Below are 21934 nucleotides of genomic sequence, written 5' to 3'. Positions count from 1 at the left end.
GCGCTGAATCTCGCAGATCAGTGGCGTAATATATGCCTCGCGCACACTCCTCGAGACCCCCCATGCCACACACCGTCAGCACAACACGTTCGCCGGATTTGCTTCGACAGGTCGGGGTCGTGGTCATGCCGGGGTTTTCGCTGCTGGCGCACGCCTGTGCCACCGAACCGCTGCACGTGGCCAACTTGCTGCACGGGCGGACCCTGTATCGATTGACCAGCTACGCCAGTGGCGGCGACGCGGTTACCAGCGCCTCCCAGCAGACGGTGTTGCCACGCGCCGCGCTGGGGGAGGCGGAGTCGCAACCCGACATGGTGCTGGTGTGTGGTCCGGCCAAGCTGCCGGGGGGCATTCCTGATGACCTGGCCGCCTGGCTCAGGCGTTTGGCGGCGTCCGGGGTGGTGCTTGGCGGTATCGGCGGTGGCACCGAAGCCCTGGCCCGGCTGGGCCTGCTGGATGGCTACCAGGCAACGCTACCCTGGCAGCGTTTCGAGGCCTTCGCGGCGGCCCATCCCAGGGTGCGCCTGTCACAGCAGCTGTTCGAGATCGACCGCGACCGGATCACCTGCGGTGGGGGGACCGCCGCCATGGACATGATGATCACCCTGGTGGAAAGCCACCACGGCTCAGGCCTTGCCACTCGTATCTCCGAGTATTTCGTGATGGAGCGCATCCGCATGGGGGACGAGCCCCAGCAGATCCCCCTGCGTTCTCGCCTGGCCCATGCGCCGGACAGCCTGGTCGAGGCGGTCCAGCTGATGGAAGCCAACATCGAGGAGCCGCTGTCTACCCATGAACTTGCCGAGCACCTGGGGATCTCTCGCCGTCAGTTGGAGCGGTTGTTCAAGAAGTACCTGAAGTCGGTGCCGAGCCGCTACTATCTGGACCTGCGCCTGCAGAAGGCCCGTCGAATGTTGCGCGACACCGACCAGCCCGCGGGCGAGATCGCCCTGCAGACCGGCTTTTCTTCTGCCGCCCACTTTTCCACGGCCTATCGCAACCACTTCGGCATGACCCCGAGAGAAGAGCGACTGGGCTGACGCTCGACGCCTTCTGTATCCGGTACGTCTTCAGGCCTTGATGAGCGACGCTTGTCGGAATGGTCTGCTCCTGAGAGTAACGGCTGCTGTCTTCATCGTGCTTCTCCCCTCCGTCGCGTTTCAACTTCTCGCTCCGGCACCTCTCGCTTAGCCCCTGCTCACTCCCGCATTTCTAGCCCCGTCTGTACTCGTTCCGTCTGCACGCGCTCCACTCGCCTCGTCTGCACTCGTCCCGTCTGCACGCGCTCCACTCGCCTCTGCGCTCTACATCATATCCAGCACGACTCCTCTCGCTGATCTCTCCCCGACTTCTGTCGTCCTATCGTTTCGCCTCTTGTTATCTCTACCGTTCACTGCCCGATGTGCCTACCCGCTAGCAATTGGCGTATTTCCTTCTTTTGCGTCGCCGAGTGCATAGACCGGCACAGCATTGGCACGTAAGGAATCTCCAATAAATGCTACATAGATACCGTAACTCCTGGAGCCGTTACGGCTTGTCCGCTGGCTGAGGTCAGGCAACGGCCAAGCAAATGGCTCTTCTTTCGTCCCGGGAATGTCGATGGGCGTGTCGATAGCGGCCCGGGACGAAAAAAAATGAAGAAGGCGTGTAAGAAAGTCGCAGGTAACACCTACCAACCACCATGAACAACAGACGAGTTGCTCGGAAGCCTGCCGCTAGTGAGGTCGGAATTCTGTGCATATTCGAATGAAACGTTAATGAAACGGTAGCAGCAAAGTGGAGGTGTCAGGATGCCATCCACGCAAACTAAAAAAGTGAAGACGGAGAGTTAGACATGAACCACACCACCATTTCTCGACTGGGTTTCTATGTGGCCCTGTACGGCGTCGTCGCCATTCTTTTCTGGATCGGCTTTTTCAAGTATCACCCCGATGAAGCTGCAGCGATCCAGGGCATTGTGGCCAGTTCGCCACTGATGGCCTGGCTCTATGATGTCGCCAGTGTCAATCAGGTATCGGCCGCGATCGGAACCGCCGAGATTATCGTCGGCCTGCTGGTAGCCGCCTATCCCATCTCGAAAAAAGCCGGCCTGGTGGGTGGTGCCTTGGCAAGCGTGATCTTTCTGACAACGACCAGCTTCCTGTTGACCACGCCGGGTGTGCTGCACGTCAGCAGCCTGTCCGGTGACACCCTGGCGTTCCCGTCCCTGTTCGGAGGCTTCCTGGCCAAGGATCTGGTACTGCTTGGCGCATCGCTGGTGATCACCGGCTCAGCCTGGCAGGCAGTGAGTGCAGAGCGCAGTGCACAGCATGCCAAGGAAGACGCTCTGGTTGCTGATGCTGCATAGAAATGAAAGGGCTTTTCGGTCTCGGGAGTGTGGCTTTCCCGGGCTGGAAAGCCCGCTCCGCGCCTGGTCCCTTTGTGAAGGGGCGCTGGTGGAGGACATGGCTACCAAGGTGTGTGGGCGCAAGAGTCCGTGTCGGCGCACTTTTCTAATCAAGAAGTTTGGGTGAATTAAATCAGCAGCTTAAACGAATATTGTGCCTGAATGATTAGATGGACATATTTGCAATTGCCAATATGAGGGATGCCGATTAGATTTGATGTTGCCGGGTAACAAAACGTTACGACGAGAGTCGGAAAGACGGAAAGTGGTTAGACCGAAGATAGAAGTAGAGGGCAGAGTGTCGGCGCGTCCAGGAAGATGATCCCAAGGGATGCTCGATAACGCACAAAATATCAGAACGATTCAACGTCGAAACACTATCGACGACTCCAAGGAGAGTGACATGAAAACCAAAATGATCTTTGCCGCAGTGATGGCCTCCATGTTTGCCGCTGGCAGTGTCTATGCCATGGACTCCGACACCCTGCAAAAGCGCATGCAGGAAATCGAAGAGCGCAGCACCGAAGCCTCTGAAGAGCAGAAGGTCGAGGCCCTGGAGCAGGAAGTGGCTGAGCTCAAGGACCTGCTGCAAATGACCGTAGAGAGCCTGGAAGAGTCCCAGTAACACAAGCTGGAGAAAGACACGCTTGAACGCTGACGTAAAGGGCGCTCGCTCTGCAACCCGAGAGGATCGCCCTGGCAGCGCATGAACTAGCCAAAAGGACATGCAAGCGTGAAGGGAAATGTCGGTAAGGTGATAGAAAAGGTGTGCTCATCTTGATGACTCCCTTATCTACAGCGGCAGGGACGCCGTCTTGCCTTGCGGGTTTGAAGCGCTCTTTGGGTCGGTTGTGACAAGAAGTTGGGCATCAATATGCAGGCGGTTTCCGCTGGGTAGATGCCGCCAGCCAAAAGCGCTAGTGGTCAAACCAATGTTCGGACTGTGCAAGTCTGGTCATGCAGAGCAAGCGTCGGTTGCGTGCTGAAATGGTGCCCTTTAGATTGATCTTGTCGATTTGTGAACAGTGTTTTTCGAACGGATATCGATGCCTGTTCGCCGACACGTGGACGTTCATGGACCGAGCGCCTCAAGGACTTGAGTCGAAGGATTGGCTCACTGGCCGCAGGGACGCGGTCTTGCAGAGCGATTGAAGCGTGACATTGGATGTCCGGCGGAAGAGCTCGGGAGTGGTCGTCGAAGCGCCTACCTGTCGGTGGCCGTGACGCACCTTGGCTTTCACTAACGTTGGTTGATTACCGCTTCCTGCCACCACCCGGCAGCGCCATCCAGGGGCGGCGGTCAGGACAAGTGGTCGAAGGATGTTCGACGAAAACGAGGAGAGAGACATGAAAACCAAGATGTTGGCAACTGCAGCGCTGGTCTCGATGATGGCCGTCGGCTCAGCCTTCGCCATGGATTCCGATACCTTGCAGAAAAACATGCAGCGGATCCAGGAGAATGCCGAAAGCGCAGAGCGCCAGGCCAAGATTGCAGCCCTCGAGCAGGAGGTTGCAGAGCTGAAGGAACTGCTGCGCGAGACCATCGCGGCGTTCCAGGAAGCGAATATGTAAGTCGTCAGCAAAGACGGCAGCAGTGTTGTCGCGTTTCGCGACCGCTACGTGAAAGGCTCACTCAGGTGGGCCTTTTTAGCGTGTGCGCCAGGCATGGCGCTGGCGCTGTTCCCGAGAGTGGTGCCTCGGGATGACTCGGGGGTGAAAGTCCCCTGCACGCCCGGCAAGGGGAAGTGCTAGCCGACGGCAAGGGTGTCTCCCGCGAGGGAGAATCTGAAGGAAGCCCAAGGCAAAACGCTGGCCTGACGAACAGGAAGCGGATACGAGGCGTCGTGGTGGGGTGAGGCGGCACGATTGGCTGAAGCCCGATACTTGCACGGAACGCCATGACGTAAATCCGACAGGCATAAGCGGGAAGGTCGCGCGTCTTACCCTGGGAGGTCTGGTGGTCTGCCACGGGGCTACCGGCGTCGAGAGGCGACGGGATGGGCCACCAGACGTCAGCAGAGGCCATAGTAAGTGCTGGTCCACCGCGGCACCAAGGGCCGAACATGAAGAACCGCGAGTAGGCGATGACGTCTCGAGGATCGATCATGAAGACAGAGCATGGCGCTGATACCGTCACTCACCCAGAGGGGCAGGGGCAGTACCCTGAGTCCCGGCCGGTGGGCGTCGAGACGGTCCCGGCGTCGTCATCGTGGACGAAAGCGGAGCCTACCCCGCTCATGGAGGCCGTGGTGGATAAGGCCAACATGGCGCGGGCTTACCGGAGGGTGGCCAACAACAAGGGAGCACCGGGTGCCGACGGCATGACGGTGGCCCAGTTGGCAGATCACCTGAAACAGCACTGGCCGACACTGCGCGAGCGGTTGCTGGCAGGTGAATACCACCCTAGCCCAATCCGAGCCGTCGAAATTCCCAAGCCCAAGGGCGGGACCCGGCAGCTTGGTATCCCTACCGTTACCGATCGGCTAATCCAGCAGGCGCTGCTGCAGGTGCTGACGCCACTCTTCGATCCAGCGTTCTCCGCATCGAGCTATGGCTATCGCCCGGGCCGCAGCGCCCAGCAGGCCGTCTCGGCGATGAAAGCCCATGTGTCCGCCGGCCGCCTCTGGGTGGTCGACCTCGACCTGGAAGCCTTCTTCGATCGAGTGAATCACGACCTGCTGATGGCGCGGGTCGCGCGTCGCGTCCACGACAAGCGGGTGCTGCGCTTGATTCGTCGCTACCTGGAAGCCGGCTTGTTCCAGAACGGCCTGGCTGCACCACGCCGGCAGGGGACACCCCAGGGTGGGCCATTGAGCCCACTGCTGGCGAATATCCTGCTGGATGATGTGGACAAGGAACTGGAGCGCCGGGGTCATCGCTTCTGCCGCTACGCCGACGACCTGCAGGTGTATGTCAGGAGTCGGCGAGCGGGCGAGCGCGTCATGGCTAGCCTGAGTGATTTTCTCGAGAGCTCGCTCAGGCTGACGGTCAATCACGCCAAGAGCGCGGTGGATCGGCCGTGGTACCGCGGGTATCTGGGCTACACGTTAACCCGGCATAAGCTACCGAAGCTGACACTGGCCAAAGCCAGTTTGCAGCGACTGATGCAGCGTGTCCGCGAGATCCTCAAGCGTGGCAGGGGGCGTAATATCCGTCGGGTCATAGAAGAACTGGTGCCAGTCCTGCGGGGCTGGGCCAGCTACTTCAGTCTCGTCGACGTGAAGCGCCCGTTGGAAGTGCTAGACGGCTGGATACGCCGACGACTGCGCTGCGTGATCTGGCGGCAGTGGAAGCGCCCGAAGACTCGGAGCCGAAAGCTTCTGGCGCTGGGGCTGGGTGATGATCGGGCGTGGAAGTCGGCGGGAAATGGGCGCGGCCCCTGGTGGAATGCCGGAGCCTCGCACATGAATCAGTCCCTGCCGAAGAAGTGGTTCGACAGGCTGGGCTTGGTCTCGGTGCTGGATACGGTAAGAAGGTTTAGTCGTTCTTCGTGAACCGCCGCGGTACGGAACCGTATGCCCGGTGGTGTGAGAGGACGGGGGAGGCGACTCCCCCTCCTACTCGATTTGAAGGATGCTGCGTTCGAATGCCCCTGCGTTCATGACATGCTCAACCGTGGCTACGCTGCTGCGGTCTGCTGGTATCCAGCGCTCGTCCATTGATGGGAGAAAGGTCAGGGCAGCCGATACCGATTCCTATGCTGGTGCCGATGGACGGAATCCTCGATAGTCACGTCATGTCCGAATCTGCCCCCTTCAGGGCCGGCCCTGCACTGCGCATCGCTGCTGCGGGGCACTAGTCTGCAATCTCCCCCCCTTTGCTGGAGATTGGACATGACCACAGCACTTCTCGTCATCGATGTTCAGGCCTCGTTTCTCGCGCGCCCCTACTGGGATGCCACTCGACTCGGTGATTGGCCGGAAGCTCAGCGCTCCTTGATCGACCTGGCACGCGAGGCAGGCATGTTGATGGTGCGAATCATCCATACGGAGCCGGGAAGCCAGGGCGCATTTGATCCCGACAATGGATTGACCCGAGCCATGGAGGGCTTCGAAGACCCCGCTGATGTGACCTTTTACAAGACCGCCCACAACGCCTTCACCGATACAGGGCTGGACCGCTGGCTACGCGGTCGAGAGGTGTCTCGGCTATGGATCAGCGGTATTCGCACCGAGCAGTGCTGCGAGACCACCACCAGGGTGGCCTCCGATCTGGGATACGCAGTGGACTTCGTCAGTGAAGCGACCCTGACCTTTGCCATGCAGCGGGGAGCGCGAACCTTCAGCGCCAGCGACATCCGCGAGACATCGCCGAGCGGGTGGGGGTGAGCGACGAACGTCAGTTGCGCCGGCTGTGGAAGCGCTTTGAAGCTGACACGCCTGCCCGGTGGCGCCGCCAGCATCGCCAGTGGACGCAGGCTCAGCCGGACTGATGTTCAGTAGGCCCAGGTTCTGCTGGTCGAGATTCGGCTGGTCGAGGTTCTTCTGGTCGAGGTTCTTCTGGTCGCGGTTTCGCTGGTCGAGGCTCGGCGTGGTCGGCCTTGGCGGCGATCAACGCACGAAACAACGAGCCCATCATCACCGGAGTGTCCTGTTCGATGACAAACCCTGCCTGGTCCAGCAATGGCCGGGCCTGGCGAGTGATATCGGTGGCGATGGCGGATGTCAGCAGATTGAGTCCCCTGCGCGCCAGTCCCGAGGGCCGCTCATCGCTCTGGAACTTGTCCATCACGCATAGCTGGCCGTCGCCTTTGAGGACGCGATGGGCCTCGGCGAGCCCCTTTGCCGGATCCGGCATCACCGCCAGGATCAGGTGCATCACCACCACATCGAAGCTGTTGTCGGCGTAGTCCAGCCGCTCGGCGTCCATGGTTCTGGCCTCGACGTCGATGCCAAGCCGACAGGCGCGATCCTTGAGACGCTTGACCATCGCCGGGCACAGGTCGCTGGCGTGGATCTCCAGGTCGCGCGGTAGCCACGGCAGGTCCAGACCGGTGCCGGCCCCCACCAGCAGTACCTTCATCCCCGACTGCCAGCACACCTGATTCAGGGAGCGCCGCCGCGCCCTGGCAAAGGTACGCTGGGCCACCGTGTCGTAGACGGGGGCATAAAGCGAATAGCGCCAGCGGTTCCAGACGGTGGTGTTGAGCATGGCGGAGCCCCTGGAGGTGGTAGGGATCGGGTCAGGTCCTGCGGGAGTCTTCAGCCTAGACGAAGCCTAGGTAGGCGTCATGACGATGGTGCAAGGGCAGGGCGCAAGGACAGAGCTTTGTGAAAAAGCGGGTCCCATTGCTGAAAGCCGTGGGGCGAGGGCGTCCCTATACTCGAAGCATCGATCCATTTCATGCTTTGCAGTAGCGCGCAAGCTGCGCGCTCCCGTCCGACGACGGGCAACGCCAACCACAGCGGAGATCCCCGATGAGCCATACCCCGAGCCGTGCCGACTTCGACCAGTACATGGTGCCCAACTACGCTCCTCAGAAGGTCATCCCGGTGCGCGGCGAAGGCAGCCGTCTGTGGGATCAGGAAGGCCGCGAGTACATCGACTTCGCCGGCGGCATCGCGGTGAACTCGCTGGGTCACTGCCACCCGGTGCTGGTCGAAGCCCTCAAGGCCCAGGCCGACAAGCTGTGGCACCTGTCCAACGTCTACACCAACGAGCCGGCACTGGAGCTGGCTCGGGAGCTGACCGAGCGTACCTTCGCCGACAAGGTCTATCTGTGCTCTTCCGGTGGCGAGGCCAATGAGGCCGCGCTGAAGCTGGCGCGTCGCTGGGCCCATGACAAGCACGGGGCCCACAAGGACAAGATCATTTCCTTCCGTCAGTCCTTCCATGGTCGCACCCTGTTCACCGTCAGCGTGGGTGGCCAGCCCAAGTACTCCCAGGGCTTCGGGCCGGTGCCCGGAGGCGTGCTCCACGCCGAGTTCAACAATCTGGACAGCGTGCGCGAACTGGTCGGCGACGACACCTGCGCCATCATGGTCGAGCCGATGCAGGGCGAGGGCGGCATCGTGCCGGCCACGCCCGAGTTCCTCCAGGGCCTGCGTGACCTGTGCGACGAGCACGACGCCCTGCTGGTGTTCGACGAGGTGCAGACCGGCGTGGGCCGCTCCGGCTCGCTGTACGCCTACATGGACTACGCCATCACCCCGGACATCCTGACCAGCGCCAAGAGCCTGGGCGGTGGTTTCCCGGTGGGCGCCATGTTGACCACCGATCGCGTCGCCCCGGTGCTGGTGCTGGGCACCCACGGTTCTACCTACGGCGGCAACGCCCTGGCCTCGGCGGTGGCATTGGCGGCGATTCGCCATATCGACACGCCGGAAGTGCTCGGTGGCGTCGCCAAGCGTCACGACCTGTTCCGCGAGCACCTGGAAGCGATCAACCGCAAGCACGGTGTGTTCAAGGAAATTCGTGGCATGGGACTGCTGATCGGTGCCGAGATGGCCCCCGAGTATGAAGGTCGCGCCAAGGACATCCTGCCGCTGGCCATCGAGGAAGGTCTGATGGCGCTGATCGCCGGCCCCAACGTGCTGCGCATGGCGCCGTCGCTGGTGATTCCCGAGGCCGACATCGTCGAGGGACTCGAGCGTCTCGAACGCGCCATCGCACGGATGGTCAGCGCGTCGTGAAAGGTGCCGATCAACATGAGCTGACGGGAGGGCATCCGATGCTGGCCGTTCGCCCTGTGCGGCTAGGTGACCTGCCGGCGCTGGAGCGCCTGGCGGGTTCCGCCCAGCCACGTTTGACCAACCTGCCGGCCCACCGTGATCGCCTGGAAGAGCGCATCGCGCGCTCCCAGCGGGCGTTTGCCAGTGAGGCCGAGGTACCCGGCGACGAACACTACACCTTCGTGCTCGAGGATCGCGAGCGGGGTGAGGTGGTCGGTACGGCGACAATCCGCGCCCTGGCCGGGGCCAACGAGGCGTACTACACCTATCGCCAGGAAACCCTGATCCACGCCTCGCAGCAGCTCAATGTTCGCCGTGAGGTGCCGACCCTGGCGCTGTCCCATGAGGTCTCGGATGCGAGCCTGCTGTGCGCGCTGTCGCTGGATCCGCGGTACAAGGGCACCAGCGCCGAGAGCCTGCTGCGCCGCGCCCGGCTGATGTTCATCGCCCAGTACCCCGAGCGCTTCGCCGAGGTGCTGGCGATGGCCTTCCCGGGGTATCTGGACGACGACGGCGAGTCGCCGTTCTGGAACAGTGTCGGTCGCCACTTCTTCGTGCGCGACTACCACGAGATCAACTACATCGCAGGCGTGCGCTCGAAGAGCTTCATCGCCGAGGTGATGCCGCAGTTCCCGCTGTACCTGGCGCTGCTGACGCCCAAGGCGCGCGCGGCCATCGGGCGCGAGCACCCGGCCCACGAGGCGGCGCTGGAAGAGATGCTGGCCGAGGGCTTCCTGCGCTCGCGCCACGTCGACCTGTTCGACGCAGGCCCGGTGATCAAGGGCGATCGCATGCGCCTCGAGTCCTTCCGTCGCGCCGCCTGGCACCCGGTACGCATCCGCCCCGAGCACGCTCTACCCGACGCCGAGCCTGCGATGGTCGCCAACCAGCGCCTGGACGGCTTCTGCTGCACGGTGGCGCGCTACGCGCTGTCGCCCACCGGCCAGCTGATGCTGTCGCCGGCCCACGCCGAACTGCTGGGCGTGGAAGAAGGACGTGCGGTGCTGGCGGCACCGCTGGGGCTGAGCGATGACGGGCTCGACCCGGGCTACGATGAGGGAGAGCTGTAATGCGCATGCGACCGATCATGGAAGGGGACCTGGACGAACTCCAGGCGCTGGCCCGGGAGACCGGGGTCGGCTTCACCTCCCTTCCCGATAACCGCGAGTTTCTGGCGGACAAGATCGCCTCCGCCACGAGCGCGTTCAACGAGCAGACCCCGGTGGACCAGCGTCTCTACTTCTTCGTGCTGGAGGACGAGGAGAGCGGGCATCTGGCCGGCTGCTGCGCCATCGAGGGGCAGGTCGGGCGTGAAGTGCCGTTCTATCACTACCGCGTGGGCACCCTGGCGCACTCGTCCAAGCAGCTCGACCTGCATCGCACCGTCGATACGCTGTTTCTGAGCTCGGATCACACCGGCGACGCCGAGGTCGCCTCGCTGTTTCTGCGCCCGGAGTTCCGGGGTGCCGATCGCCGCCATCAGCGCAACGGCGCGCTGTTGTCGATGATGCGTTGGCTGTTCATGGCCGAGTTCCGCGATCGTTTTCCCGAGAAGGTGCTGGCCGAGATGCGCGGACGCTTCGACGAGAACGGACGCAGCGCCTTCTGGGACTGCCTGGGGGCCAACTTCTTCCCCATGGACTTCAACGAGGCGGATCGGCTGACCGGCCTTGGCCAGAAGAGCTTTATCGGCGAGCTGATGCCCAAGTTCCCGATCTATACGCCGTTTCTCTCGGAGCAGGCGCGTGCCTGCATCGGTCAGGTCCACGAGCACACCCGCCCGGCCCTGGCCATGCTCAAGAAGCAGGGGCTGCGCTGGGAAGGCTATATCGACATCTTCGACGGCGGTCCCACGGTCGAGGCCTACATCGACGACGTCAAGGGCGTGCGCTTGTCGCGACACGTGCGTGTCGAGGTCGACCCCAACGCCGACAGCGCCGAGCGGCCACAGTGGCTGGCGGCGACCACCCGCATGGCCGACTTCCGTGCCGCTTGGGTCGGGCGCGGTCCCGACGCCGACGGCGTGCTGGTGCTCAATGACAACGAGGCGCGCAGGCTGGAGGTCGCCTCCGGCGACACCCTGCGCGTGCTGAATTCCGACGAGGAGGCGTGATGCAACCCACACAACAATTGCTTATCGATGGACAGTGGATGTCCGGCGACGCCGAGGCCTTCACCAAGCTCGACCCGATCACCGGCGCCGAGCTGTGGCAGGGCAAGGCCGCCAGCGACGAGCAGGTCGCCCAGGCCGTTGCCAGCGCACGCAAGGCTTTTCCCGACTGGGCATTGACCTCGCTTGACGAGCGTGAAGCCCTGGTCGAGCGCTTCCGAGGCGTGCTTGAAAGCCACCGCGAGGACCTGGCGGCCAGCATCGCCCACGAGACCGGCAAGCCGCTGTGGGAAGCACGCACCGAGGTCGGCGCCATGATCGGCAAGGTGGCGCTGTCCATCCGTGCCCGCGAGGAGCGCACCGGCGAGCGCGAGCGTGACCTGGGTGACGCCCGAGCGGTACTGCGCCATCGCCCCCATGGCGTGATGGCGGTATTCGGTCCCTACAACTTCCCCGGCCATCTGCCCAACGGGCATATCGTGCCGGCGCTGCTGGCCGGCAATACCGTGGTGTTCAAACCCAGCGAGCAGACCCCGCTGACCGCCGACCTGACCTTGCAGTGCTGGCTCGAGGCCGGCCTGCCGGCGGGCGTCATCAACCTGGTCCAGGGCGCGGCACAGGTCGGCCAGGCGCTGTCCGCCGATGCCGGTATCGATGGCCTCCTGTTTACCGGCAGCGCCAAGGTCGGTGGCCTTCTGCACAAGCAGTTCGCCGGCCAGATGGGCAAGGTGCTGGCGCTGGAGCTCGGCGGCAACAACCCGCTGGTGGTCAAGGACGTGCCGGACGAGGACGCCGCGGTGCTGACCATCCTGCAGTCGGCCTTTCTGTCCGGGGGCCAGCGTTGCACCTGTGCCCGCCGCCTGATCGTGCCCGAGGGCGAGGCCGGTGATCGCCTGATCGACGCCCTGAGCGGTGCCATCGAGCGCCTGCGCGTGGCCGAGCCCTTTGCCGAGGAGGCGCCGTTCTACGGTGGTCTGGTCAGCGTCGAGGCGGCCGAGGGGCTGCTCGCCGCTCAGGCAGACCTGGAGGCTCGCGGTGGCAAGGTGCTGTCGCGCATGCGCCAGGTCGAGACGGGCACCAGCCTGCTGACACCGGGACTCGTCGATGTGACCGGGGTCGAGGTGCCGGACGAGGAACACTTCGGGCCGCTGCTCAAGGTCTACCGCTACCAGAGCTGGGACGACGCCATCGCACTCGCCAATGACACCCGCTATGGCCTGTCCGCCGGGCTGATCGGTGGTGAGCGGGCCGATTGGGACGACTTCCTGCTGCGCATCCGCGCCGGTATCGTCAACTGGAACCGCCAGACCACCGGCGCCTCCGGCGACGCGCCCTTCGGCGGCGTCGGCGACAGCGGCAACCATCGCCCCAGTGCGTATTACGCAGCAGATTACTGCGCCTACCCGGTCGCCTCCGTCGAGAGCGAAGCCCTGAATCTGCCTGAAAAGCTGCCGCCGGGGGTGAGTCTGTGATGACGCTATCAGCAGCTAACTTCGTCGATGCGACAACGCGCCCAGCGCGCTCTTTATCTGGCACAGCAGATTACTGTGCCTACCCGGTCGCCTCTGTCGAGAGCGAAGCCCTGAATCTGCCCGAAAAGCTGCCGCCGGGGGTGAGTCTGTGAGCGATATGAGCCAGCGGGACGTGGTCGAGGTCAACTTCGACGGCCTGGTGGGGCCGACCCACAACTACTCAGGGCTGGCCCACGGCAACGTGGCGTCGATGTCCCACGGTGGCCTGGTGTCCAACCCCCGCGAGGCGGCGCTGCAGGGCCTGGCCAAGATGAAGGCGCTGAAGGACGCAGGCTACGTCCAGGGCGTGCTGCCGCCGCAGCAGCGCCCTGACCTGGGGGCGCTGCGCTCGCTGGGCTTTGCCGGCGACAACGGTCAGGTGCTGGCCCAGGCCGCCAGCCAGGCGCCGCAACTGCTGCGCGCGGTGTGCTCCGCCTCCAGCATGTGGACGGCCAACGCCGGCACCGTGACACCGAGCCTGGATGCCGCTGACGGTCGAGTGCACTTCACCCCGGCCAACCTGCAGTCGAGCTTCCACCGCTTTCTGGAGCCGGAGACCACCGGTCGGGTGCTGGCGGCGATCTTCGCCGATCCCGCCCACTTCGCCCATCACCCGGTGCTGCCGGCGACGCCGGCGTTCTCCGATGAAGGCGCGGCCAACCACACCCGGCTGTGCGGCGAGCACGGCGAGCCAGGGGTGCACCTGTTCGTCTACGGGCGTCAGGCCTTCGGTGGTGACGGCGTCGAGCCGCGTCGCTTTCCGGCCCGCCAGACCCTGGAGGCCAGCCAGGCCATCGCCCGTCAGCACGGACTTGGCGAGCATCAGGTGGTCTACGCCCAGCAACATCCCGACGCCATCGATGCCGGGGTCTTCCACAATGACGTCATCGCTGTGGGCAATGGCCCGGTGCTGCTCTACCACGAGCTGGCCTTCCGTGACGAAGAGGCCACCCTCGATGCACTGCGCGAGAAGATGTCGACGCCGCTGATTCCGGTGCGGGTGCCGCTTGAGGCGGTCAGCCTCGAGGATGCGGTGGCCTCCTACCTGTTCAACTCCCAGCTTCTGTCCAATGACGACGGCAGCATGACCCTGGTGGTGCCGGGGGAGTGTCAGGAGCGTGAGGCGGTGTGGCGGTGCATCCAGGATCACCTGCTGGCCGGCAACAACCCGATCGGCGAGGTGGTGGTCAAGGACGTCAAGCAGAGCATGCGCAACGGAGGTGGTCCGGCCTGCCTGAGGCTCAGGGTGGTGCTGAGCCAGGCCGAGCGCGAGGCGCTGTCCGGCCGGGTGCTGCTCGACGACGCCCTCTACGCCGACCTGGTCGCCTGGGTCGAGCGTCACTACCGCGAACGTCTGGCACCGGAAGACCTGGCCGATCCCAGGCTCGCCGAGGAGACATTGGCGGCGCTGGACGAGCTGACGTCCCTCCTCGCGCTGGGCCCTGTGTACCCCTTCCAGGGAGCTGGCAACTGAGCCGCGATGGGCTCAAATGAACACGCGTATCCTGGTTGCTGTTTGTCGATTCGACCCCACCTCTTGGTGGGGTTTTTTATTGAGCGAGAGCGCCAGGTGGGCCTTGGCGTAGCGCCTCTGCCCAGGGCATGTAGCGCAGCGAAAAGACCGCGTCCGGATGGCAGTCGCTGCCGCGCTGACGGGGGCGTGCGGGCATTGCCTGGAAGTCGGATTCGGTCGCGCTGGTGCGGGCGAAGGCTTCGCGGACGACGCCGATGCGACAGCTCAGGGCGTCGCGGTAGGCCTGGCGCATGGGCGGATCCAGGTTGCGGGCGCCTTCGTCGTCCTGCCACCACACCTGCCAGCCGCTTTCGGCGATGTCCTCGGCCCAGGCCGCGTAGACCCCTGGCGTCACGAAGCCTCCGCTGAACATGCTCAGGTGCAGCGGGCCCGTCAGTTGTTGGCTGGCGCTGGCCAACTGGCGCGTCAGTTCCTGGCGTACGCCGGGTTCACGAAACAGCCAGTCATCGAGTTCTTCCGGCAGGTACCAGCCCACCGGCGTCAGTGGCCATTGGCGCTGGATCTGCTGCTGTCGGGCGTGGGCCTTGGCCAACTGCTGGTACCAGTAGTGACGGAAGCGGGCGTTGTCGGGGAGGGTTTCGTAGTACTCGGGGTCCTGATAGAGACCGATAATCAGCTCGAGTCCCTGGCGTTCGGCATCGACCAGGGCGTTGGCCAGCCAGCCATCGGCGCCACCGAAGGTCTCTTCGCCGTACTGGGTCCACTGCACGATCAATGTCTCGACGCCGTTCTCACGGGTACGCCGCCACAGCGTCTGCCACTGCTGTCGGCTGAGCGTCGCATCGCGATTCTGAGGCTGGTAGAACAGGGTTTCGCTGCGGTAGTTCTCGGCGGCTCTTGTCAGGGGGCTGTCGTCGGCGGCAGCGACCGTCCCCACGGGCATGGCAAGGACCACCGTCAGGGTGAGTGGCGCGACAATGCCAGCGAATGGGACTGGCACCGCGGTGCCTTTGAGGTGTCCGGCCACAAGAATGCTTGAGTTCATCACAGGCTCAGCTCCAGATGGATCATCCAGCCGTCGCGTTCCTGGTAGAGGTTGCCCCCCAGGGATTGCTGGTACTCGGTGGAGACGCTCAGCTTGCGGCGAAAGGCGTTGTAGTGATCCTCGTCGTACCACAGCTCCCAGCGCAGTCCGGCGGCGAGGCGTACATCCTCGTCCCAGCCGGTGGTGTCGTGGCTGGTGGCCTGGAGACTGGCGTAGGGCATCAGCGTCTGGGCCGAGCCGGTCGGCAGCTTGAAGGTGCGGCCCTGGCGGTAGCGACCGAACAGCTGGACATCGCCACGTTGGGTCCACCAGGCGGCGTCGAGATAGAGCGAGCGCTCATTCCACTGCTCCTGGCTTACGCGCCATTCGCTGCTGTAATCGCCCTGATCCAGAAAGGAGCCGGTGGCCCTCAGCAGCAGATTGTAGTCGGTGTGCTCGTCATCGTTTTTCTGGGACTCGGCGAACATCTCGGCGTACAGGTTCAGGTTGTGACGGGCCAACGGCTTGGCCCGCAGTCCCAGGCCCAGGGAGCGTCCTCGCCCGTAGTCGTCACGATCATCGCCGCCGATGATGGCCCTCATGTAGCCGGCCAGCTCCCGTCCCTGGTGGATCGGATCGTGGCCAAGCGCGTGGTCCCATTGAACCACCTGGGTGTTGATATCGTGGCCGCTATCGTCGTCGTTATCGTGGTTCGATGGGTCACTGCGTATCCCCGGCGTCGGGCTGGTTGGCGACCAGCTGCTGGTCAGCGTGATCCGGTCGCGCCGCGTCAGCGTCTCGTGGGTCCTTCGCAGCCGGTAGCGGCGCTCGGCCATGGCCTCGAGGCTGTCCTCGCCCACCGCCAGGTCGAAGGGCTGCAGGTCGATGGCGTCCTCGATGCGCGTCATGGAGCGGGCGTTGTCGCCAATGGTGCTGTAGAGGTTCCCCAGGGTGGCGGCGCTGACGTAGTCCTCTGGATAGGCCGGACGGGCGCGCTCCAGCAGCGCAATGGCCTCTGACCGAGCACCTGCTTCCTCCGTTGCAGCGAGCGTCAGTCCCAGCTCCCGGGCAAGTCTTGGCGAGCCCGGCGAGGCCGCCTGGGCCTGGGTCAGCCAGCGGCGTGCGAGGGTCGGGTCTCCGGCCTGGCGGGCCACTTGGCTCGCGCCTTCCAGGACGGCGGCGTCGGTCTTGGGCTTTCCGCCGGCGGCTGCCACTGCGTCTCTGGCCAGCGCCACGGCGCCAGAGCCGTCGTGGCGGGCCAAGGCGATGCGCGCGCCGAGCAGCCTCGCCTCAGGGCTGTCGCTATCCTTGGGCCACCAGCGCCAGGCGCCCTCGGTGTCGCCACTTGCCAGGGCACTGCGCGCGCCGGCCAGGCGGTCTGTCTGGTCGAGTTCGCCGTCGCTGGCGCCGTCGCGTTCGAACGCTCGCCACTGACGCCAGGCGGCGTCGGGGTCGCCGGCGGCAAACAGCGCGAACGCCAGGCGTTTGCGGGCCTGGATCTCTGGCTGCGTCATTGCAGCCGTCACCGCGCCAGCTTCTGGCTGGCGCGGGGTGAGCTGTGTCAGCGCCCTCTGAAAATAGGCGGCGGCCTGGGCGGGCCTGTCTTGCGAGCAGATCCCGAGGGCCACCCAGGGTGGCGTGCTGGCGTCGGCCACGCTGCGAACGACAGGGCAACGATCGTGGCGCGCAAGCTGCTCGAGCAGGTTGTTGCGCTCGGTATCGGCCAGTCGGAGCTGGCGTACCAGCGCTTCCAGCGTTGAATCGGTGACGCCGGCATTGTCGTCGGCGTAAAGCTGGGCCAGTCGCGCCAGTGAGGTCGCCGATAGCCGCTCGGGGGCAAGCTTGAAGGCTTGCTCCAGCAGTCGCCGGGCCGCCTGGGGCCGCTGTGATGCCAGATACAGATAGCTTGCCTGCTCAAGCGAGCCGGAATCGCCGGTCAGATGATAGTGCTGCTGCCATAGCTCGGCGGCCTCGGGGCGTCCCAGCCGCTGGGTCACCTCGGCGCGCTCGCGCAGGATCGCCGGCGTCTGTGGCTGACGTGTCAGCAGGCGCAGCGCCTTGTCATCCAGCCCGTCGGCGCGATAGCGATCCAGCAGCACCCGATCGCGTCGCTGGTGCCAGGCCTCCGGCAGTTCCGTGGTTTCCAGCAGTTCGAGGGCATCGAGACGATCGGCGAGTATCAGCCAGCTTTGCGGATCTTCCTTTGCGTCGCACTCGGTGAAGGTGCTCAAGGCCTCGGGGTCGCCATGATCGCTGAGCCAGCTCACCAGCGTCAGGCAATCCATGTCCTGGCGGCTGGCCATCTGGCGGACCCTGTCGGTGTCGCCCACTGCCAGCGAGGTCTGCAGCAGCTTGCGGGTGTCGCTGGCGTCCAGCTGATCCGACTGCTCCAGGGTGGCCAGCCAGCGCTGGGCGATCCCGGAGTAGCCCAGGGCGATGGCGCGATCGGCGCCTGCGCGCAGCACGAAATGTCGGACGTCGCCCTCGGGAAGCCTGGCGATCAAGGCATTGATGCCTCGTGCATCATCGGTCTGAATCATGGCGATCGACAGGCGTCGCCAGTCGTCGTCGTTCAGCGCATCTTCCATGGCGTGGGGCACCAGCGCATCGATCACGCCGTTCCAGTCCTGGATCTGCTCGGCCAGGGCGGCACGGTAGCGGTCCCGTGCCAGGGCGTCCTGCCGGGCGGGCACCGTAGCAAGCCATTCCAGTGCTGCCCGGGCGCCGCGGGTTGCGCGCAAATAGTTGGCCTGGGCGCTCCACAGGGCCTCCCGGGCGCTGCCCGACGTTTCGCTGAGCCATAGCGTCAACTCGCCCTCGCTGGCGTGGCCGTCGGCGATCCAGGCCTGGCGCAGGGCATTGATCTGGACCGCCGCCACGTTGGCGTCCAGCGCCCCCAGCGCCGCCATGGCGCCATCCAGATTGCCCTGCTTCGCCAGTGCCTGGGCCAGCAGGCGATAGGCCTCGACGTTCTCGGGCACCTGGCTGATCAGGTGCTCCATCAGCTGCTGGACTTGCGCCCAGTCGCGCTGTTCTGCTGCTCGGTAGGCCTTGTCGAGATAAGGGTAGCTGTGAAACTCCTCGAACTGGTTCAGCCCCAAGGCCGGTGGCTGAGCCAGCAGCTGAGCCAGCGACACGGCGATCAGCAGCGACATCGCCCTGGCCTTCATACCGCCACATCCTCGAGACTGCGGGCCGCCTGTCGGCGGTGGTCCGCCTGGAGCGCGAGTGCTCGCTCAAGGTCGTTCGATTCGATCATCCCGCGTGCGACAAGGAAGTCGCCCAGACGACCCTGTTCAGGATCGAAGTCGATCATCGCCTGACCGAACAGGGCGGGTGTGATAAGCCCTTGCTCCAGCAACAGTTCTCCGAGCAGGTACTGGTGAGCGCAGTAACCATCGAGGCGTGCGGCGTCGGCGTCTGCATCCAGTTCAAGCAGCCGGTCCCGGTCGACGTCGCCAAGCTCTCGCAGGTACCAGTGGCGCAGGCCAAGGGTGACGCGACCGAGCGGGACCAGACGCTGCTCGACAGGACGCTTGATGCGCCGGCCAATGGCGCCGATGGCGACCGGACTCAAGGCGGTCTCGGTGGCGATGATCAGGCTGTCGCCGCTCTCGCCGATGGGCAGCGTGGCGTAGCGCAGGGCGACATGCCGGGGCAGGGCGTCGATCAGCGCGGGCGACAGCACCAGCGGATGGATCTCGACGCTGGCGATGCCCCGCCGCCTGGCATCCAGCCTGGCCAGCGTCGCCCCGGACACCAGGTCTCGAGCAATCAGCTCTCTGGGTCGCCGACGTGCTCCGACTTCAATACCTATGCGCTCGATATCGCTCGCGGTGACAACGCCATCCTCGATCAACAGGGCTTCGAGAGAGACTTGCACGGCGTCGTCGAGCTGGGGGAAGTCGTGGGTGGTCTTGTCCCAGGCGAAGGTGCGGTGGCGCGCCCGGGTGAAGAACAGCTTCCAGGCCCGCACGTTGGCCAGAAAGTTGACCAGATTGCTCCACAGCATGCGTGGAAAGGACAGCAGGCCCTGACGCCAGCCGTAGTAGATCTTGACGAAGTAGAAGCGCTGGAAGGCCCTGTTGACCAGCAACAGGCCATTGATGGTGAGCAGGGTCTCCAGCAACCAGCCACCGAGGATCGACTGGAAGTGCCAGGCCTGTGGCGACAGCACGGCGTACAGCCAAAGCCCTGCCAAGATCAGCATCAGCAGGGTGGCGACCAGCGCCAGGGGGTAGGCCACCAGGCCACGACGGTCGCGCCACAGAAAGTAGTTGAGACGCCAGTTGGTGCGGCTCCAGCCCAGATGCTGATAACCCTGGAAGACGATACCGGTAATCCAGCGTGACTTCTGCCGGACCACCGCGCCCAGCGCCGTGGGGAAATGCTCGCGCACACAGATCACCTTGCTGTCACGAATCGACAGGCCGTGGGCGTGTTCGCGCCGAGGCGACAGCTCGTCGCGCTCGACGCTGTAGCGCACGAAGACACAGGAAAGCCCGCTTTCGTGCAGGCGAAAGCCGATATCGTAGTCTTCGGTCAAACTCCAGATGTCGAAGGTGATGCCGTCATTGAGCTCTCTCAAGTGGGCCAGCGCACGACGACTGAAGCAGGTGCCGACCCCGGCGCTGGGCACCTGGCCGCACATGGCCTCGCGAATCAGCACGTCCTTGCCGTGGTACTCGGAGAACTCGTCGATGTAGTGGCCGCCGGAGAGCTGATACCAGCGTGGACGGAAGGGGTAGACCGGGACCTGGATCAGGTCCTTGTCCGGCAGCAGATAGTTGTAAAGCCTAAGCTCCATCGGCGAAATGACGTCTTCGGCGTCATGCAGGATGCAGCCGGCAAACTCGATCCCGGCGGCCTTCTCGAAGCGCGCGATGGCCTCGATGATGTTGTTCAGGCAGTCGGCCTTGCTGGTCGGGCCGGGGCGTACCGTGACCACCTTGTGCACGTTGCTGAAGCTCTGGCAGACCGCATCTACCTCGGCCTGGGTTTCGGGGTCGTTAGGGTAGGTGCCGACGAAGATCTGATAGTTCTCGTAGTCCATGGTGCTGGCCATCAGCTGGGCCATCTGGCCGACCACGCCGACTTCCTGCCAGGCCGGCACCATGACCGCCAACGGTTTCTCCCGGGCCTGATACAGGCGCTCCTCGTTGGCCCTGGGGTTATCGCGATAGATCGACCAGTAGCGCCAGCTACGCCGGGTCCAGTAGATCAGATCGAGAAACAGATCATCGATGCCCATGGCCAGCATCAGCAGGCACAGCGTTATGGCGACGTACTTCAGGGCGTACAGCACATGGATGGTGGCGTCGACCAGCCACAGTGACAGCTCGGGGGATAACTCAGGCATCGCCGGCCTCGAGTGTCTCGACGGCGCGGACAAGCCAATCGTTGAGGTCTGCGATGATTTGCCTGGCGGCGTCGCCGCTACCGTAGGGATTGGGGATCGCGGCCATGCGCCGGCGCGCCTTTTCATCGTCGAGCAGGCGCGCCGAGGCGGCCACGATGGCGTCGCTGTCACTGCCGGTGAGGATGACGGTACCGGCGCTAAGGGCATCGCATCGCTCGGTGTGCTCGCGCATCACCAGCACCGGCACACCGAGGGCGGGAGCCTCCTCCTGGATGCCGCCGGAGTCGGTGAGGATCAGACAGGCGCGGCCCATCAGCCAGACGAAGTCACGGTAGTCCTGGGGAGGCACCAGCAGCACGTTGGGGATGCCCGCCAGGGCGTGTTCGACGACGTCCTTGATCGCCGGGTTGAGATGGACCGGGTAGACCAGGTCGACGTCCGGGTAGCGAGCGGCGAGTGCGGCGATGGCGGTGCAGATGGTACGGATGCCATCGCCGTGGTTTTCCCTGCGGTGGCCGGTGATCAGCACCAGCCTGGCGTCGTCGCGCAGCGCGGCAAGCGGTGAGGGGGCTGCCGGGCGATAGCCTTGGCGGTCGAGGCGGCTTTTCATCCAGGTTAGGGCGTCGATGACGGTATTGCCGGTCACCAGGATGGAATCCGGCGCCACCTGCTCGCGCAGCAGGTTGTGACGCGCCGACGCGGTGGGAGCGTAGTGGCGCTGGGCGATACGCGCCACCATGCTGCGGTACGCCTCCTCCGGCCAGGGCGACGCGATATTGCCGGTGCGCAGCCCGGCTTCCACGTGAGCCACCGGGACCCGCCGGTGGAAGGCCGCGAGGCTCGCGGCAAAGCAGGTGGCGGTATCACCATGGACCATCACCAGGTCGGGGGCCACCCGTGACATGTCCTGGTCGAGTGCCTGGATCATGGCCTGCATCAGACCGTTGAGGGTCTGCGCTGGTCTCATCACCGCCAGATTGCTGTCCGGCGTGAGGTCGAACAGCGACAGTGCCTGGAACAGCATCTCGTCGTGCTGGCCGCTGGCACACAGATGCAGTGATAGTGCCGGGCATGCCTGTATGGCCTGGGCGACCGGGGCCATCTTGATCGCCTCGGGACGGGTTCCAACAACGAGCATGACGACAGGCATGAGACGTCCCATGGGAGCGGAGTAAAGTATTCTTTGATTATCTCAGCATACTTCGGTGCGAACTGGGTGCAATCGCAGTGATCTAGGTCAACAAAAGGATATTTTTTGCCGAAAGCGGCGAGAGAGCGACACCTCGTAAGGGAGAGGGGGAGCGACTCTTGGGAGAGAGGGTGGCGGCGAGCGTGGAGAGAGGGCGGCGGCGAGCGTGGAGAGAGGGTGGCGGCGAGCGTGGAGAGAGGGTAGCGGCGA

General features: G+C 64.4%; 16 protein-coding genes. 11 read left to right on the top strand and 5 right to left on the bottom strand.

Translation table 11 applies throughout. The features are described 5' to 3' along the window. The first annotated feature begins 62 nt into the window (after nt 1-62). From NFH97_RS05325 to NFH97_RS05300, 6 genes are all read left to right on the top strand, one after another. On the top strand, nt 63-1040 hold the full coding sequence (locus tag NFH97_RS05325) for a GlxA family transcriptional regulator (RefSeq protein WP_181248576.1): 978 nt from the start codon (nt 63-65) through the stop codon (nt 1038-1040). A gap of 794 nt (nt 1041-1834) precedes the next feature. Then, complete coding sequence (locus NFH97_RS05320; protein ID WP_287163239.1) at nt 1835-2347, top strand: DUF417 family protein; 513 nt, start codon at nt 1835-1837, stop codon at nt 2345-2347. Between the two features lie 442 nt (nt 2348-2789). Further along, entirely contained in the window at nt 2790-3011 is a 222-nt protein-coding gene (locus tag NFH97_RS05315) for a hypothetical protein (protein ID WP_045990898.1), read from the top strand. Between the two features lie 722 nt (nt 3012-3733). Further along, complete coding sequence (locus tag NFH97_RS05310) at nt 3734-3958, top strand: hypothetical protein (RefSeq protein ID WP_124802861.1); 225 nt, start codon at nt 3734-3736, stop codon at nt 3956-3958. Between the two features lie 533 nt (nt 3959-4491). Continuing rightward, complete coding sequence (gene ltrA / locus NFH97_RS05305; RefSeq protein WP_287163236.1) at nt 4492-5880, top strand: group II intron reverse transcriptase/maturase; 1389 nt, start codon at nt 4492-4494, stop codon at nt 5878-5880. Nucleotides 5881-6219: 339 nt separating this feature from the next. Beyond that, a complete protein-coding gene (locus NFH97_RS05300) occupies nt 6220-6714 on the top strand; it encodes a cysteine hydrolase family protein (protein WP_287163234.1) in 495 nt (164 codons plus the stop codon). Nucleotides 6715-6805: 91 nt separating this feature from the next. Here NFH97_RS05300 and NFH97_RS05295 read toward each other — a convergent pair whose 3' ends face one another. Beyond that, the gene (locus tag NFH97_RS05295; RefSeq protein WP_487563977.1) at nt 6806-7537 is read right to left on the bottom strand and encodes a class I SAM-dependent methyltransferase; all 732 of its coding nucleotides are present in this window, start codon (nt 7535-7537) and stop codon (nt 6806-6808) included. Between the two features lie 266 nt (nt 7538-7803). On the opposite strand from NFH97_RS05295, the gene NFH97_RS05290 reads away from it, so the two are divergent. From NFH97_RS05290 to astB, 5 genes are all read left to right on the top strand, one after another. Next, entirely contained in the window at nt 7804-9018 is a 1215-nt protein-coding gene (locus NFH97_RS05290; protein ID WP_287163232.1) for an aspartate aminotransferase family protein, read from the top strand. A gap of 38 nt (nt 9019-9056) precedes the next feature. Beyond that, a complete protein-coding gene (locus NFH97_RS05285; RefSeq protein WP_108131271.1) occupies nt 9057-10127 on the top strand; it encodes an arginine N-succinyltransferase in 1071 nt (356 codons plus the stop codon). Further along, nucleotides 10127-11170: an arginine N-succinyltransferase gene (astA, locus tag NFH97_RS05280; RefSeq protein WP_045990904.1), complete on the top strand. Its 1044-nt coding sequence runs from the start codon at nt 10127-10129 to the stop codon at nt 11168-11170. Before NFH97_RS05285 ends, astA begins: the two co-directional genes overlap by 1 nt. Next, nucleotides 11170-12639 (top strand): succinylglutamate-semialdehyde dehydrogenase, encoded by a 1470-nt coding sequence (gene astD / locus NFH97_RS05275; protein WP_213228175.1) that lies wholly within the window; start codon nt 11170-11172, stop codon nt 12637-12639. The genes astA and astD overlap by 1 nt, the downstream gene beginning before the upstream one ends. A 157-nt stretch (nt 12640-12796) precedes the next feature. Continuing rightward, nucleotides 12797-14152, top strand: a complete 1356-nt coding sequence (gene astB, locus NFH97_RS05270) for an N-succinylarginine dihydrolase (RefSeq protein ID WP_213228275.1) — start codon at nt 12797-12799, stop codon at nt 14150-14152. Nucleotides 14153-14228: 76 nt separating this feature from the next. On the opposite strand, the gene NFH97_RS05265 is transcribed toward astB, so the two are convergent. The 4 genes from NFH97_RS05265 to wecB all read right to left on the bottom strand — a co-directional run bounded on the left by NFH97_RS05265 (nt 14229) and on the right by wecB (nt 21685). Next, nucleotides 14229-15095, bottom strand: a complete 867-nt coding sequence (locus NFH97_RS05265) for a DUF4434 domain-containing protein (protein WP_287163228.1) — start codon at nt 15093-15095, stop codon at nt 14229-14231. 101 nt (nt 15096-15196) lie between these two features. Further along, complete coding sequence (locus NFH97_RS05260; protein ID WP_287163226.1) at nt 15197-18346, bottom strand: NfrA family protein; 3150 nt, start codon at nt 18344-18346, stop codon at nt 15197-15199. Continuing rightward, nucleotides 18343-20535: a glycosyl transferase family protein gene (locus NFH97_RS05255; protein ID WP_287163204.1), complete on the bottom strand. Its 2193-nt coding sequence runs from the start codon at nt 20533-20535 to the stop codon at nt 18343-18345. Before NFH97_RS05255 ends, NFH97_RS05260 begins: the two co-directional genes overlap by 4 nt. Then, nucleotides 20528-21685 (bottom strand): non-hydrolyzing UDP-N-acetylglucosamine 2-epimerase, encoded by a 1158-nt coding sequence (wecB, locus tag NFH97_RS05250; RefSeq protein WP_287163202.1) that lies wholly within the window; start codon nt 21683-21685, stop codon nt 20528-20530. The genes NFH97_RS05255 and wecB overlap by 8 nt, the downstream gene beginning before the upstream one ends. Nucleotides 21686-21934: the final 249 nt, after the last annotated feature.

Origin of the sequence: Halomonas sp. SCS19 (assembly GCF_040147015.1) — a bacterium.
In the GTDB taxonomy this organism is placed as follows: Bacteria; Pseudomonadota; Gammaproteobacteria; order Pseudomonadales; family Halomonadaceae; genus Halomonas; species Halomonas litopenaei.
Note: the sequence above shows the minus strand (reverse complement) of the source record. Positions and strands in the feature narration are given on the sequence as shown.